We start from the raw sequence: 16,891 nt of genomic DNA, 5'->3' as shown, positions 1-16,891 counted from the left end.
CAACAAAAGCTCCGTCAGCAAATCATCCGCCGACGCCCCATCCGCACTGCTGCTCTCACGCAAATCCAACAAACGCTGCTCAAAAGCACCCGGCTCAACATCACTAGACAACCGCCACTTCGAAAAACTCGTATCAGCGAGCTTGTACGATCTGAAACCCGTATCTAGCTCTATATCGCGCCTGGCGATCTCTGTGGCGTTGTCCTGGCTGACTTTGATTCCGGCGCGGCGAATACGCTCTCGTGAAATCTCTGCAATCGTTCTGAAGCCCTCGTTCCTCGCAGACGACTTTTCTGGGGTCGGCTCGGGAAGCTGCACCGAAATACAGCGGCGGCTTCCACCGTCCTCCGCGTTAAGCGCCATCACTGCGTGCGCGGTCGTTCCCGACCCTGCGAAGAAGTCCAGGACTAGGCCGTCCTTGTCCGGATCCGTAACGAGTTTGATCCATCGCGCCAGCACTCGTTCATCTTTAGGAAAGTCAAAGACCCCCGAACCCATAAGACGAGAAAGTCGTTGTGCAGCAGTCGTGCGAATCTGTGTGAAGACAGATTCAGCTACTTGGTCGTCAAGCTCCTCCAGAAAAGTTTTCCCGCGAGGAATTTTCGTTTCATCAGGGCCGAACTCAACCATTCCAGACTCAATCTGTTCACGAAGCCTCTCTTCAGTGAACCTCCATCCGGTACTGGGGTTGGAAACAGGTTTGCCCGTTACCGGATGTAGGACTGCGAATTTTGGGCCGCCTCCTCCTGGCCAACCAAGGTCTCTGTCTGCATTGTAAACGCGTCCGCTCCCATCGATATTCTTGAACCTGCTTACCGAGGGGGTGAGATTTGTCTGTGCAGAAAGCCAGATACGAAAAAGCCTCGTGGCTTCAGTAGGATCGTGCCCGCTGTCCTGCCAGATCGTTCGTGCCGCCTCCAGGGCCGCGTCAACACCCGTTTTGCGTTCTCGCCACCGAGTACCTACATCACGAAGGCGCAGTTCGTTTCGGACATAGATCAGCAGATAGTCGTGACCCACAGAGACGTAGCGGGAGTCATTTTTGCGACCTCCTTGCCAAACGACGGCCGCGATGAAGTTCTGCTCACCAAAAACCTCGTCGCACATCTTCCTTAGGTGCGCCATCTCGTTGTCGTCAATTGAAATCAGAACGATACCGTCGTCGCTAAGCAGATTACGGGCCAATTTCAGACGTGGGTACATCATGTTGAGCCAGTTGGAATGGTAACGACCTTCTGTCTCGGCGTTCGTGGAGAGCTTCTTACCTTCTTCGTTGACCTGGCGGGTCCACTCCAGGTAAGTGTCGAGGCCCTCCTTGAAGTTGTCCGGGTAGACGAAGTCCTTACCCGTGTTGTACGGAGGATCGATATAGATCATCTTGATCTTCGCGTGATAGTGCTTCTGGAGAATTTTGAGGACTTCGAGGTTATCGCCCTCTATAAAGACGTTCTTGGTCGTATCCCAGTCCTTCGAGTTCTCGAAGTCAGGCCGCAGCGTCGCGGTCGTCGGCTCCTGCGCCGCCCGCAAGGCACGCTTCTTACCAGGCCAGAACAGACCGAAACGCTCATTGCTGCCGGCGGCATCGCCGTCGAGCAGTTCCTTAAGCTTTTCGACGTCTACCTTCCCGTCGGCAATGACCTCCGGGACCAGATCGGCGAGCTGCTCCGCAAGCTCGGTCTGAAAATTAGGTGTCGTCAAAGGTGTTTCGTGGACGTTGTCCGTCATGTGATTACTTTCTTTCCTGGGTTATGCAAATCTTGTCGCTCTTATGCAGGGTTGGGGTCAGGCGTTGACGACCACGACGTTGTGCTTCTGCCCGAAACGGTGCACTCGGCCGATGCGCTGCTCCACGCGCTGCGGGTTCCAAAGCAGGTCATAGTTCACGAGCATCGAGCCAATCTGCAGATTGATGCCCTCGGCTCCAGCTTCAGTGGCGGTCTTGATCTCGCCCTGCTCACGGAAATACTCCACGAGGACACCAAGCAGGCGTCTGCAGCGCAAACAATGCTGCATCTATTTGATGTGGTTTCTGTTCTACCTGAGCGTCGAACAGCAGTCCGGCCAGCTTGCCAACGTGGTCATTCGCGTCACTCCGCTGCAGCTCGTGGGCATACTACTTGCCTGATAATCGCCGATGACCGAAATCATCTGGCAACCTTGCCGTGAACCGTCGGCGCCCAACAACCTACCGAGAACACTCGTACACAGGAACGATTCGACATTGACATTCTGGTGTTGCTCCTCCATCCCCACGGCGGGCACTATTTCCTGCGCAATGCAGGTAGACCGGGTCGCACCCAAGGCTACCGACGCCCTCTGACACTGCTGGGACGCCGCGCCGCGACGGGATGCTCACGGCCATTGGATTCCGCCGGACGGTGGCACCCATCCTCGCCATTTTATCGCTCGCCGGCCGCGAGAATCACGCTGGCTGCGTTGTGTACCCGACGCATGATGCTCTGCTGGCGGCGCGGGTAAGCGGCTCGGTCACCCCGGTTCAAAGTGCAACAGCACTAGCGGCGACGTAGACGTCGCCAGGCATCGGCCGGTGCAGCTTCCACGTGATAGCGATAGGTTTCGACCCCGTGTGCGACATGTAGTCCATTTGCCCCAGGCAGGTGTAGGCCATGGTCAAACCCGAGTCGTCGTTTTCACGAGGGCGGGTGAACAACAGCACCTGGCTGCCTGCCTTCTTGTGGTCCAGATACCGCCGACCCGTTGGACTTCCGGGAGCCGTCGCGTTCTGGGATTCCCAGTGGAACACCTCAGGACTCATCGCATAGTCCTTATACATGATCGACGCCGCCCTGTCCTTGGCATCCTTTTCGAGCGTGACGAAGAAGGCGTCAGTCTTTGTGTCCTCACACCAAGCAACACCCTCCCGGTGTCGCGCCCGGCGTCCTTCCAACGAAAGGTAACCCAAAGCAGCGAGGACTTCCTCGCGCCGGTAGGTTGCGTGGGAGTACAGCGGCACGTGCTGGAGGCCACGGCCCAAGCCTTTGGGCGCGTAGCGGGACCGCTGGATACCCAGATCCATGAGCTGTTGAATTTCCGAAACAACGGGTGGAAGTGCGCGCACGTAATCCAGTCCGGCGTCATAATCCGAGAAACCGCCGCCTTCCGGCCACAGGGCGAAAAACAGCATCCGGGCCAGCGTCTGCTCCCGGTTGCTCAACTGGTCACAACGTGGAGTGTCATCGGAAACGAGACGGGCATAGGTTTCGGCCCGTTCTAGATCGTCAACGCATAGGAACGTCGTCATGCGCCGAAGGAGAATAGCCTCCTCTGCCACGGACAGGGCGGGTTTTCCCGCAATGACGGCATCCGGGCCATAGACCAGGTCGATGAGACCCGCGTCCCGGAGCAGCGCCGTCCATGATTCGCCGGTCTTCCGGTAGATATCTTCCAGGCTGAGCCCCGATTCACGCAGGAAGTCCTCGAGTCTAAGCTCTCCATGGGACTGCACATCTGCGACGAGCTGGCGCCTGTTGAATCGGAGCTGGGTACGAATGTTGTCGAGGATGATCTTCTGCGCCACCCTGTCCAGCACAATCTGCGAGCCGGACGGAAGATAGGGAAATTCATCCTCGACAGCCTTTGCGAGCGTTTTGCGTCCCAACCCGGTAAGTGCCCGGAGTTTCGTCTCAAAACGGAACTCGCGATGCTGTTGCCCGATGTAGTCCAGCACGGTGAGGACCGCTTTGTCCTTTGCCCGGCGCAAGCCGCGGCCGAGCTGCTGAAGGAAAACGGTTGAACTCTGCGTCGGACGAAGCAGCATGATGGTGTCGACTTCAGGCAGGTCCAGTCCCTCGTTGAAGAGGTCGACCGCAAAGATGCAATTCAGTTCTCGTGTACGGAGCCGTCTCAGCGCATCTGCCCGTTCATACTCCGGGGTGTTCCCTGAGACGGCGATGGAAGCAATCCCGGCTCGGTTGAAGACCGCAGCCATGTATTCCGCATGTTGCACCGAAACGCAGAAGCCCAGTGCACGCATCAGCTCTGTGGAAGTGACCTTGTCCCGCAGTTCCTTGATGACTTTCGCAGCACGCACATCGTTGCCCGTATAGAGACTACTCAGCTGGCCGACGTCGTAGTTGCCGCGTTTCCATTCAATCTGCGAAAGATCCACATCATCAGCGACCCCAAAGTAGTGGAAGGGCACGAGCAGGTCGGCGTCCAGCGCATCCCACAGTCGCAGTTCACTGGCGATGCGGCCGCCAAAGAACTGCTCGGCAACGTTGACGCCGTCCCCTCGCTCCGGAGTAGCAGTCAGGCCGAGCAGCTCCTGAGGACGTAGGTGGTCGATCAGTCGCCTATACGTCGGCGCCTGGGCATGATGAAACTCGTCAATCACGACGACGTCGAACGCGTCCGGGACGAGCTTATTGATGCCGTAGGCAGCGAGGGACTGGACGCTGGCGAACACCTGCTTCCACACCGTTGGGCGGTGATCACCGACGAACAATTCACCAAAGGATCCGCTCTGCATCACGTCACGGTAGGTATGCAGCGACTGTTCCAGGATCTCTTTCCGATGCGCCACGAAAAGAAGCGACAAAGGCCTCCCTGCTGCCTCGCAGAGCCGCTTGTAATCGAGTGCGGCGATAACCGTTTTCCCGGTGCCTGTTGCTGCCACAAGGAGGTTGCGGTGGTATCCATGGACTTCCCGAGCGGCGTCCAGCTCTTCCAGCATCTCCTGCTGGTGGACGAACGGCTGAAGTTCCAAGCCGGTAGCTGCAGCCGGGCGTGACGTGGATTTACCGCCGTTTCGGGCCAGAGCGGCGTCGAGTTTATCGCCGTCCCGCACAGGGTCGTAAGTCTGAAAAGCCGACTGCTCCCAGTAGCTATCGAAAGTGAGCTCAAATTTTTGCAACAACTCTGGTGTGCCGACCGCTGAGAGCCGGACGTTCCATTCCAGTCCGTCGAGCATGGCCGGGGCGCTGAGGTTCGAGCTGCCCACATAGGCTGTATCAAAACCCGTGTTCCGCCGGAAGAGCCATGCCTTGGCATGCAGCCTGGTGGCATGCGTTTCGTAATTGATCTTGATCTCAGCCCCGTACTTCACCGCGAGTTCATCAATGGCCCGGCGTTCCGTGGCACCCATGTAGGTGCTGGTGAGGACCCTCAGCTTCACGCCACGGTCCCGCAGCTCGGCCAGGGCCGGCTCGAGCAGCCGAAGCCCGGTCCAGCGGATGAACGCGCATAGCATATCCACCGTGTCAGCGGACCCCATTTCCGTGCGGATCTCAGCGGCAAGGTTGGGGTCATCCTTACCGTTCGTCAACAGTGCAGGCTGGCTGAGCGGCGTTGAGGGCCGGCGGAGCTGGCGACGGCGTAGCCCCTCTTCGGCGAACAGAGAAGTCAGCTGTTGGGGCCCGGGCTCCAGCCCGTCTGCGCTAAGGCGGCTTAGCAATGAGTTGGCCAACGCTACCCGGTCTTCGGGGTTGGTTTGGTCCAGCGCCTGCCGCACCCTGCGTGCGATGTGAGCGGACAACGCTTCCGACGACAGTGAGTCCGGGACGGGCTCGAGGACAGCTTTCAACCCGGCCTGTCCAGCCAATGCCTGTCGGAGGTCACTCGTGCTGAGGAGCTCATAGAGCCCTTCCGGCATGCGTTCGCCGGGATTGAGGGACTGCATCATTTCTGTTCCCGTACCAACCGTTCGAGCTCCTGGACAACGGCCCGCTGGAGCGGTTCCGCAACCTTGGACAGCATCTTGCTGATTATGTTCTGTACGACGACGTCAACCATTTGACGATCGAAGTCGTCGAGAGAATCATGCATGGCATTTGAAGGCATCGACGCTACAGGGGCGGCAGGCCTTTGTAGTTCTGACGAGCGACCCGGTTCATCTGCCGACGAAGCCAGCTCAAGAGAAGCGGGTGAAGCCGCGCCGTCATCGCCTGAATCCGTCGTGCCTTGGTTTGTATCCGCAGGGTTGGGGGAGCCTCCACCAAGAATCGAAGGAAGTGCCCCGAGAGGGTACACGACGTCCAAACGGGTGGTCGTTCTCGTCAGAGCTATATAGAGTAGGCGTTCTCCGTGGGGCTGGTCCACAATCCGCTGCGGGTCCACCACAATGACGGCGTCGAACTCCAGTCCCTTGGATGCTTCCGGTGTCACCAGGTTGATGGCATTGCTCAACCCGCCGGACGTCGATTCGCTCCATTGAATCTCTTCGGATCGGAACGCAGCCCGGATGTCGTCCCAGAGCTCGGAGACGGCGATGACACCGACAAACCGGCCGCGTCCACTGTGGTGAACCACGATGTCGGCCACCTCGCTTGCGAGATCGTCCTCGTCGACTTCCAAGAACTTCGGCTTCGCATTGGCGGACCTGGTCACCACAGGAGGCGTGACATGCGGTGCCGCCACGGCGAGGACTGGCGTGGCAAGTGCAAAGACCTCTCGGGGAACTCGGTAGCCGTGTTCCAACTTCTCGAGGCTGCAGGGCAGGCTCGAAACAAGCATTTCTTTGACCCGGTCCCAGTTCTCCATTGCGCTTGGGCCGGTGGATTGGGCGATGTCGCCGACGACGGTCATCGACCCGTGTCGGGACCGGCGGCGGATCGCCATAAGTTCCATCTCCGAGAGATCCTGTGCCTCGTCGACTACGATGTGGCCAAATAGGTCGGGTTCCCCTCTGAGGCCCTCTGCCGCTTCATCGATGAGGGCCAGATCTGCGACTGTCCAGGGCTCATCGGCAATATTCGAGGCCATTGGACGGTACAGCAGCTCGATGTCTGAGGCACGCAGGTCGGTGCCGGTTGAAGCTCGCAACAAGCGTTCCTTGGACCCGAGGAGCTCACGGACGAACTGTTGGGGGTTGAGCTGCGGCCAGATCTGATTGACCGCAGAGTCCAAACTCTTAGGGTCAAGAAGATTGGGATCCCTGAAAGGCGCGAATGCATGCCGTAAATGTTCCGCCTGTGCCAGCTCTATCAGCGACGACTTAAACTTCGCGCGGCCTTCCAGATATATCTCACCCTTAAGGGCCCGGATATGGTCAACAACTTCTTCCGGAGGGACAGAGATGAACCGTCCGCTGGAGCGTTGCTGAATCCGCACCGGCGCCTTCGGTTCCCGGATTCGGTCGACCAAACCGGTGGCAATGATATCCGCCATGAGAGCAGAGCCCTTCAACGCCGCGACATTGGGGCTTTCTGTCGCTCGGACCTCGGTCCCGGGAGCGAGCATCTCGGGAAGGGCCTGCTGCACGACGTCGTTATCGCCCAGGTCCGGCAGGACTCGCCTAATATACCGAGTGAAGGTGGGGTTGGGACCGATTACCAGCACGTCACCCGGCCTTAGATCGTCCTGATAGTTGAAGAGCAACCACGAGACACGATGCAACGCAACAGCCGTCTTTCCCGTGCCAGGGCCGCCCTGAACGATCAAAAGGCGGTCTTTGTCCATCCGGACAATCTTGTCCTGCGCCGCCTGAATGGTACGGACGATATCCGCCATCTGGCCATTACGTTTCTCGGACAGGGCGGCGTTCAATAGGTTGTCATCGGGAGCCTGCCAGTGCTCAAGTTCGGCAACCGCCTGGGCAAGCTCTTTGAAAACTGTGTCCTGAAACGTCTTGATCCTGTTTCGCTCCGCATCAAAGGAACGTTTACGTAGCAGTCCTTGCGAGTCATGCGCCGTCGCCTGGTTGTACGCGGCCGCTGCCGGAGATTGCCAGTTAATCACCAAAAGGTTCTTGTCGGAATCAAAGATGGGATGCTTACCGATGTAATACACCTCGCCGTCTTCACAATCCATCCGGCCGAAAGCGACGTTCTCACCCAGGTCGATGTCCGTCTGGTTCGCGAAGGAACGGGCAAACGCCCGACGTTCGGCGGCCGTTCCTGCGGACCAGTCTCTGACCCCGCGACCTGCTACCGATTCCTCCCGATATGCTGCGGCGAGATCGAAATAGTCCTGTTCCATGACGATCTCATCTGCCGTTTTCAGGCGCGGATCCAACGACTCTATTGACATAGCTTCCCCAACCAATATGCGGTCCTCACCTGTGAGGACTGCCTCTCACGGCTCAGGTTATCGGTAGGGGGTGACAGTTTTTGGCAGCCGCGCGGTAGCTGATGAATCCAATCGCTACTCGCAGGCCTGCTCAAGCCAGGATTCTTGTTCTTTTAAACAAAACGTGTCAAGTTAAAAAAAGTTTTCGAAGTTACAAAAAGTTTTCAGCTACCTCCGTTCAGAAAATGTCAGTGCCGGGACCTACTGTGATCCGTGTCGCAGCAATTCCGTCCCAGCATCAGGAGGCAGTTATGAGTTTTCCCGTACCCGTAGCACCGGCTCGGCCCTTCATTTCCGCCGCCGATACCGTTGCGGCCCGAAGCGGTATCTCTGTGCGTGTATCACCGAAGCACGGGTTGCTGGTCTGGGCTGTTGTCAGAACGCAGGGCAGCCAGGTTTCAGCAGTTCAGTCCGGGATTTGGAATCCTTCATGTCCCGACGGACAGCCGAGTCTTTACGGCACTGTGCGCCAGGCAGTGAACTACCAGCTCCAAGCTGGCCCCCAGGAGATCTACTGCGACGACGAAAACACTGCGACCGGCCTCCAGACCCTGGGGGTGTCCGCCAGCTTCCAGTACCCTCCAGCCGTCGCCATCACTGCCCTGGACGAGGCAGTTGCCGTGGAAATCAACGGCCGGTTCGCACAACTGACTATCACCACCGATTCGTCGCGCGGAAAGTGCTCTCCCTGGCTCGGGCACGGCTGGGTACTGGACATCGGCGGGGAAGCACGGGTGAAGCCGGGGCAGAAGGTCTCCGAAGGAGACAGCATCCTCGAAGGCGAGCTACGGTCAATCAGATTCGGCTTGCAGGCTGCCCGGGGTGTCTATTCATCGGCTTTGCAGGGCGGCACCGCCATCACTGTTCGGTCGGACAGCCAGCTGGCCCTCCGCATGCTCACGGAACCAGGTTTCGCACCGCCGTCGGCAAGCCGCTTTTGCCGCGAGGAAGTAGCTCGCATCCTTGGATACACACGCGATGCCCAGGTGCGCTTCCTGTGGGTCAAAGGCCACAGCGGCGACCCGCACAACATGGCGGCCGACCGCTTGGCCGTGCTTGCCCGAAGGTCCCGCGAGGCCGATCTCAGCTTCGATGAGGTACAGCGCCTCACAGCGTTGGCGCACCAAGACGTCTTGAACGACATCCGGCGCTCCCGCATGGCACTGGCGGCCTGACCACATTTCTCATCAACGTCAAGCATTAGGGGATCCCATGACCCAGACATTACAGACAACTGCACCCAGTCCCTCGCGCCCTACCGCCCAGGAACGAGACTCGGCCATGGTGCAGAGGTACATCGAGGGGGAAACCCTCGAAGCCATCGGCGGCGACTACGGGGTTACTCGGGAGCGAGTTCGGCAAATCGTCAGCAAGGTAGGTGGCAGCATGGCGGCCGAATCTCGCAAACGCCGGCTGGAAAAACGGGAAGCGGAAACCAAAGCCGCCTCCCAAGCCTTCATGGCATCGTACGGAGCCGTGGCCCGGACTGCCGCTGCGAGCGGATCGACCCGCTCGGAAACGGTCCTGAGGCTGGCAATCCTTTTTCCGGAGATGGACAAGGACTTGGCAGAGTCGACCCTTCGGGATTCCAGTATCCGGTTTGATACCCGGGCTCAGGACATATTCTCCAAAGCCGTTGTTGAAGCGGGCCTGTATTACCTTGTGGGGGCCGAGCTGGGTCTGGCTCCGGACCCACACTTTGCAGCAGCCAATCTGGACCTCGACATGATGACAGAACTGGTCGCTGTCCTCCAGCAAGGAACGGCAACGGAAGAAGACATCTCAACGATTCTCGGAATCATTGGCGCTGCCAAACGCCACATCGCCGAGCATCCCGAAACGACGATTACCGGTTCGCGCTATGACGAACTACGCGATGAACTTGTCCCGGCTCTCGGTTGGGAATCCCGCCAGGGCGCGTCACCTTGGCCGCCGACCCGGCAAACCGTCATGGGGAAGTACACGTATTGGAACGCTGCTTTGGAATCCATGGGGCTGGCAGCTTCCAAAACGGGGCGGCCGCCGGGGCTGGTCAAATTCACTGAAGCCCTGTACCAGAAGGCTATCTGCGATTTCGTCAGTGACATGGACATGGCAGGTCTGTATCCCAGTCATGACAAGTACACGGAGTGGTGCGCGGCCATGAACGCGGCTGGCAATGAGTATCCTTCTTCATCGAGCATTCGCAACTACTTCCGTAACTGGACCGCCGCACTTCGGTTTGCCCAAGGCGAGACAGGCTCCCTCTCCGCCGCGGAACAAGACCAGCCCACTGCTTCTGCAGAAACGGAAGATCGCACCGCGACGTGTCCTATTTGTTCCCATGAGGCCTGGCCTATAGTCCGCGGCCTGTGGTGTCCGTCCGCCGGCAGATAACCCCGAGCCCAAGGTGTGGCCGGCAGGCTGCGTCATCACTTCGGAAGAGCAGGAAACTTGGCACTGCATGAACAGCGGCTGCGGTTGGGAATGGTAATTCTCCAGTCCCACGCAAGCCGCCGCCGAGCAGTCAGCACCTACTGCTAGCTTGAAGACACTTAATAACAAGGGGGAGTTCATTGAGTACAGATCCATCCGGTGCTGATTCAGCACCGGGCACAGAGGCTCGGCCGCGGTCGTACACCAGCACGCCAAAAGCACTGCAGGCCTTAGCCGACGCCGTTGCCCAGGCCCAGCAGGGCCTGCCGCTGCAGCCGGTCACGGTCATCGCACCCAGCCGCGCCTCCGCCCTGGACCTCTCCCACTACCTGGGCCGGGTCCTCAATGACGGCCGCGGCAGCGCCGCCGTCCGCACCACGACACTGCCTGATCTGGCCGAGGAACTCGCGGCCGCAGCTGGTCGTCTGTCCGGCCGCGCCCCGCTCCCGGCCATGGTCCGGGAAGGCGCCGTTACCGCAGTCCTGGCCGAAGCGCCCGGGCTGTTTGCCGAAGTCTCCGACCAGCCGGCCACCGCACGCGCGATCGCCGCGACCTCCGCAGCACTGGATGCAGCCTGCCCTGACGACGTGACCGGCCTGTCGCCGCTGGTGGGCGAAGTCGCCCGCGTCCATCGTGCCGCCGCCGGGATCCTTGGGGACGGCTGGTACACCAGCCATGACCTCTACTCCGCTGCCGCCGCCGCCCTGCAGACGCCGCAGATCCGCAGGCGCCTCGGCCCGGTGATCGGTTTCCAGCTCTCCGACGAGCAGGACCCGTCCGCCGCAGCCTTCCGCGCCGCCCTCGAACAGCACGCGGGCACCGCCTACCTCACCGCAGCATCCTCCCCCGCCCCGGCCGAGCAGGTCCTCAGTGCCTCCGACGCCGACGACGAAGCCCGCGCCGTCGTCCGCCTCGTCATCGAAAAGCTGGCAGCAGGCACTCCCGGCCACCGCATCGGCGTCTTCTATTCCGCCGCCGAGCCGTACCGCGCCCTGCTGGCCCAACGCCTCGGCGAAGCCGGCGTCACCTTCGTCGGGCCGTCCGCCCACGGCCTGGCCGACACCGGCCTGGCCCGTGGGCTGGTGAATCTCCTCAGCCTCGACCCGGCGAACCCCGATATCCGAGTCCTCCTGGATGTCATGGCGCAGGGTGTCCTGCACTGGCAGGAGGGGAGCCTGCCCAGCAGCGCCGTCTGCGAGCGCCTGCACGCCTCTCCCCCGGCTGATCAGGAGGACGCGGACGAGGACCGCGAACCGACGGAAGCAGAGCAGAAGCGGCAGCAGGACTATGCCCAGTTCACCGCGTTCATCGCGGTCCTGGGCGAACGCCTGGCCGAGGTCTTCACCGCCCGGACCTGGACGGAGGTTGCGGACACTCTGGCGGACTTCGTCACGGAATTCCTCGGGCCCCGGGCCGCGACAGAACGCCCCGAGCTCGGCAAGGCCCGAAAATCGGTCCGCGACGTGATCCGCGATCTGGAACTGCTGCACGGGATCGCCCCGGCGCCCACCGCCGCTGCGGTACGCGCCGCCGTCGCCCGCGGTATCGAGGCCCGTCGATTCTGGACCGGCAGCAGCGGGACCGGCGTGGTCCTGGGCTCGTACGACGACGGCGTGGGCCGGGACCTCGACGTCGTCTTCATCACCGGGGCGGCGGACGGGCTCGCCCCCGCCCGCGTCCGGGAAAACCCGCTGCTTCCCGACAGCGCCGGACACCTGCTCGCGGTTAAGCTGCCGACCATCCACGAGCGTGCCGCCGCACGGAAGGACCAGTTCCTACGGCTGCTCGCCACCGGGGTCGAACGCACCATCCTGTTTCCCCGCGGCAACCTGCGCGCCGGCGGAACCCTGCAGCCCTCACGCTGGCTGGTCGGGACAGAGGTCCGGCATCTGCCCTCCTTCGCTCACGGCCTGATGCACGGCTCCCCCACGGGCGTTGCCGCCACAGGGCAGGAATGGCGCGTCCGCCACCTGCTCGGCACCGGCTCCCTGGCCGGAGACGCCGTGCTGGACAACGTATCCGCGGTCCGGGCCGACCGCCGGAACGGGATTTTCTCCCGCTTCAACGGCAACCTCACCGGAGTGTCCGGTTCCATCATCGATCCGCAGAAACCCATCTCCCCCACCAACCTGGAGGACTGGGTCATCAGCCCGCTGGCCTACTTCCTGCGCCGTGTCCTGAAGGCCGAACTGTTTGAGGACGTCACCCTCGAGGTCCAGATCAGCAACCTGCAGCGCGGCAACCTGATGCACCAGGTGCTGGAGGACTACGTCCGCGGCCTGACCGACGGCAGCCAGACGGTCTCTTCCGAGCGGCTGCTGGAAATCGCCGAAGCCGCGTTCGAGGCCACGACCAATCCGGCCTGGCTGCTGCACACCTGGGACCGGGACAAATCCAGAATCCGCACCGACCTGCAGAAGGTCCATGATTCGGACCAGCAGGCGCGCGACGACGGTTGGCAGCACCTCGCGGTGGAAGCCGAGTTCGGCGCCGAGGCCGGGGAGCCGCCGGTGGAACTGGACCTGCCCAACGGCAGCACCGTCCGGTTCCGCGGCAAGGTGGACCGGGTGGACCGGGATTCCACCGGTCAGGTGCTCGTCATTGACTACAAGACCGGCAAGGCGGACAAGTATAAGAAGCTGACCCGCGAGGATCCCACCGCCGGCGGAACCCGGTTCCAGCTGCCGGTCTACGGCCTGTTCGCCCGGCGCTTCTCCGCGGACCCCGGGGCGGAGGTCCGGGCCGAATACCGCTTCATCACCGCCGACGGGAAGTACGAACGGGTCGGCTACGACGTGGGCCCCGACGTCGAAACCCGGCTCCGCGAGGATGCCGGGCTGGTCATGGCGGCGCTGCAGGCCGGGGTCTTCCCGCCGCGGCCCGAATCGGACCGGTACACCAACCACACCACCTTGACGGGCGCCGCCGGAGTGCGGCACACCTGGGAGCGGCTCAAGGATGACCCCGCCCTCAGTGACTATTCCCGCTTCTTCCAGGAGGAAAAATGAGCCAGCCGAAGACCTCCCCCGCCAAACCGGCGCTTATGGACGACGACGACCGGCACCTCATCGGCACCGCCCTGGACACCACCGTCTTCGTCGAGGCCGGCGCCGGCAGCGGCAAGACCCATGCCCTGGTCGGACGCATCGCCGCGCTCGTAGACGGCGGCGTCGACATCGGCGGGATTGCTGCCATCACCTTCACCGAAAAGGCGGCTGGCGAACTCCGGGACCGGCTGCGCCGCGAACTGGCCAACACCTACGGAATGGACGAGGTCCGGACCGAGCGGCGGAACACGGCGCTGGACCGGCTGGACGCCGCACCCATCGGCACTATCCACTCCTTCGCCGCCCGGCTGATCAGCGAATATCCCATCGAGGCCGGGGTGCCGCCGCTGATCACCGTGGTGGACGAGCTCCGCTCCCAGATCGCCTTCGAACGCCGGTGGGAAGACGCCCAGCAGGCACTGTTCACCGATCCGGCGGCCGACACCGCACTACGCGTGCTGCTCGCCGTCGGCGTCACCCTGGACCAGCTGCGGAAGGTCGCCGCGGCTCTGGACGGCAACTGGGACCGGCTGCGGACCCACCCGCCGCAGCGGCAGAGCGTTCCGGTGCTCGACGTCGGCCCGCTCCAGCGCGCCGCCGAACTGGTGCTCGAACGGAAGACGGACTGCACCGACCCCGCGGACAAGCTCATGGGCCGCTTCCCCGTCGTGGAGGAGTGGCGGGCCCGACTGCAGGAGGTCCGCGGGTCCGGGGATCTGGGCCGCATCATCGACGTGCTGAAGAGCCTGCCGGCCAAAGGCTATTCCGTTGGCAAACAGGGCAACTGGGGCGGCGATGTCAAAGGCGTCCAGCAGCAGTTCCTCGCTTTGGTCGAAGAACGGGATGCGCTTATCGCCGGACAGGTTTCCCCGGCCGTCAACACGGTCAGCGCGGTCCTGGCCGAGGTCCTCCTCGCTGCGGCCGAGGTGCGGCAACGCGGTGGTGAGCTCGAGTACCACGACCTGCTCGTCCACGCCCGCGATCTGCTGGTGGGCGGGACGGAAGCCGATGCCCCCGCGCGCCTGCCCCTGCACGGGCGCTACAGCCACCTCATGCTCGACGAATTCCAGGACACCGACCCCGTCCAGGCCGAGATCGCGGTCCGGTTGGCCGCGGACATCAGCTGCGGCACCAACGGCTGGGAAGACCTTCCAGTGGCACCGGGGCGCCTGTTTATGGTCGGTGATCCGAAGCAGTCCATCTACCGCTTCCGGCGGGCCGATATCGCCACGTTCCTCTCCACCCGGGGCCGCGCCGTTGCGGATCCAGGGTCCGAGGTGGCTACCCTGCAGACCAACTTCCGTTCCGGAACGGCGCTGCTTGACTGGATCAACGCTGTCTTCGGCGAACTGATCGAAGGCAGCGGGACAGTCCAGCCGGACTACGCCGACTTGGTGCCGGACCCTGCCCGGCCGGTATGGAACGACGACGACGGACCCGCCGTCGTCGTGCTCGGGCGCGACGGCGCCACTCCCGGCGAGAACGGAAAGGTGAGTGCGGCGGACCGGAATCGGCAGGAAGCGGCCGACGTCGCCGCCGCGATCCGGCGGGCCACCGGCACCGGCGGAGTGCCGGCGTGGCAGCATCAAGCCGGCAACAAGGAAGGGTTTGCCCGGCAGCCGCTCGAGCTGCAGGACGTCTGCATCCTTCTGCCCACCCGCACTGCACTGCCCTATCTGGAGGACGCCCTCGATGCCGCCGGTATCGAATACCGGGCCGAAGCCTCCTCGCTGGTCTACGCCACGCAGGAGGTGACCGATCTGCTGCTGGCGCTGCGGACGCTGGCGAACACCGCCGACCAAGCGGCTTTGGTGCTGGCGCTGCGTTCGGCGCTGTTCGCCTGCGGCGACGACGATCTCTTCCGGTGGAAGCAGGCCGGCGGGGCGTGGAACCTGTATGCACCGGCTCCCGAGGGGCAGGAGGACTCCCCCGTCGGGAAAGCCCTGGGCTATCTGGCCGCCCTGCACCGGAAACTGCCGCTGCTCTCCCCTGCGGAGCTGATCGAGCGGATCTCTGCGGACCGGCGGGTGCTGGAGGCGGCAACCGATACGCCGCGCTACCGCGACGTGTGGCGGCGGATCCGGTTTGTCATTGATCAGGCGCGTGCCTGGTCCGAGGCAACCCACGGCGGGCTGCGGGACTACCTGGTGTGGGCGGCCTCTCAACAGGAGGAGAACGCCCGCGTCAAGGAGGCCATGGTCCCCGAGACCGATATGCAGGCCGTGCGGATCATGACCATCCATGCCTCCAAGGGCCTGGAATTCCCGATGGTGGTTCTGGCGGGCGCCGGATCCGCGCCGAAGGCGTCGTCTGCGCCCGCGTTGTGGGACGACGCCGGCAACGTTTTTGTCCGTTTCCTCAAGGGCATAGAGACGCACGGTTATGCCAACGTTGACGCGGTGGAGAAGGAGTTTGCGGAGGCCGAGCGCCGCCGGCTGCTGTACGTTGCCTGCACCCGGGCCGAAAGCCATCTGGTGGTGTCGCATTACAACGGGTCGTCGAGCAGCCTCAGCGGTCTGCTGGAGTCGGTCAACGACGTCGAGCGAGCACCGAGTCTGGAGCTGCCGGAGGAACTCCTGCCTCTACCCAAAGCCCGGACCGCGGCTGATCCGGTGCCAGATTTTGGGGCGTGGTTGGCTTCGAGCGCCGGCTGGGCCGCGGAATCGGCGCGGGTGTCCCGGACTTCGGTCACCGCCCTCGCGAAGGGCAAAGGGGCAGGGGTAACGACGGATTATGGGGCCGCTGAGGCCTTCTACGCTCCGGCGGGGGTTGAGGACGTGCTTCCCAGGTTCGCCGGCCCGGAGGAACACGGGACGGTGTTCGGTACCGCACTGCACCGTCTGCTGGAACTCACGGATCTGGAGCTGTCGCCGTCGCTTCCCGTTATGGCGGCCGACGTCGCCGCCAGTGCCGGCCTGCGCAACGCAGCCGATCTGGAGGCGTCCGCCCGGTCAGCTCTGGAGAGTGCGCCTGTCCGGCGCGCTGCCGAACGCGAGCACTGGCTGGAGCTGCCGATCATGGTGCCGGAGACCGGACACACCGTGGAGGGCATCATCGACCTGATGTACCGGGAGGAGGACGGCAGTCTGGTAGTCGCTGACTTCAAGACCGATATCAGCGTCAGTGAGGACCAGCTGGCCGCGTACTGGCGGCAGCTGGGCACCTACGCCAAGATGATCGGCCGGATTACCGGCGAAGAGGTCGGTGAACTGGTGTTGATTTTCTGCCGCGCCAGCGGTGCCGAGGTCCTGAGGAGGACATGTGGTTGACCGTTCTCCGTCAGGGATCATATGCTCCGGCGCCGGACTGCGGCTGGGAATGGTGACACGTGGGCTCCCGGGCAGCCGGTGCCTTTGAGCAGCCTTACTGCACGGTAGCCTGCCTACAACGCGTGGCACACCGCC

General features: G+C 62.6%; 7 protein-coding genes and 1 pseudogene. 4 read left to right on the top strand and 4 right to left on the bottom strand.

Going from position 1 to position 16,891, the window contains the following annotated elements; all coding sequences use genetic code 11:
* The 4 genes and pseudogenes from LOC60_RS15955 to LOC60_RS15940 all read right to left on the bottom strand — a co-directional run.
* Positions 1-1,725, bottom strand: a 1,725-nt coding sequence (locus LOC60_RS15955; RefSeq protein WP_230026682.1) for a site-specific DNA-methyltransferase, incomplete at its 3' end; no start/stop codon positions are given.
* A gap of 63 nt (positions 1,726-1,788) precedes the next feature.
* A pseudogene (locus LOC60_RS15950) lies at positions 1,789-1,974 on the bottom strand (helicase-related protein); the annotation flags it as partial.
* Positions 1,975-2,497: 523 nt separating this feature from the next.
* A complete protein-coding gene (locus tag LOC60_RS15945) occupies positions 2,498-5,611 on the bottom strand; it encodes a DUF3427 domain-containing protein (protein ID WP_269440228.1) in 3,114 nt (1,037 codons plus the stop codon).
* 26 nt (positions 5,612-5,637) lie between these two features.
* Positions 5,638-7,986, bottom strand: coding sequence for a HelD family protein (locus LOC60_RS15940; RefSeq protein ID WP_230026678.1), 2,349 nt, complete (start codon positions 7,984-7,986; stop codon positions 5,638-5,640).
* A 515-nt stretch (positions 7,987-8,501) separates the two neighbouring features.
* On the opposite strand from LOC60_RS15940, the gene LOC60_RS15935 reads away from it, so the two are divergent.
* From LOC60_RS15935 to LOC60_RS15920, 4 genes are all read left to right on the top strand, one after another.
* Positions 8,502-9,200 (top strand): ribonuclease HI, encoded by a 699-nt coding sequence (locus LOC60_RS15935; RefSeq protein WP_230026676.1) that lies wholly within the window; start codon positions 8,502-8,504, stop codon positions 9,198-9,200.
* 37 nt (positions 9,201-9,237) lie between these two features.
* Positions 9,238-10,401 carry a sigma factor-like helix-turn-helix DNA-binding protein gene (locus tag LOC60_RS15930; RefSeq protein ID WP_230026673.1) on the top strand — a complete coding sequence of 388 codons (1,164 nt, stop codon included), beginning with the start codon at positions 9,238-9,240 and terminating at the stop codon, positions 10,399-10,401.
* 179 nt (positions 10,402-10,580) lie between these two features.
* Positions 10,581-13,448, top strand: a complete 2,868-nt coding sequence (locus LOC60_RS15925; RefSeq protein WP_230026672.1) for a PD-(D/E)XK nuclease family protein — start codon at positions 10,581-10,583, stop codon at positions 13,446-13,448.
* Complete coding sequence (locus tag LOC60_RS15920) at positions 13,445-16,756, top strand: UvrD-helicase domain-containing protein (RefSeq protein ID WP_230026671.1); 3,312 nt, start codon at positions 13,445-13,447, stop codon at positions 16,754-16,756. The genes LOC60_RS15925 and LOC60_RS15920 overlap by 4 nt, the downstream gene beginning before the upstream one ends.
* The last annotated feature ends 135 nt before the right edge of the window (positions 16,757-16,891 follow it).

The sequence above is a fragment of the Arthrobacter sp. zg-Y769 genome, assembly GCF_020907405.1.
Taxonomy (GTDB): Bacteria; Actinomycetota; Actinomycetes; order Actinomycetales; family Micrococcaceae; genus Arthrobacter_B.
This window is presented reverse-complemented; position numbering and strand designations above follow the sequence as displayed.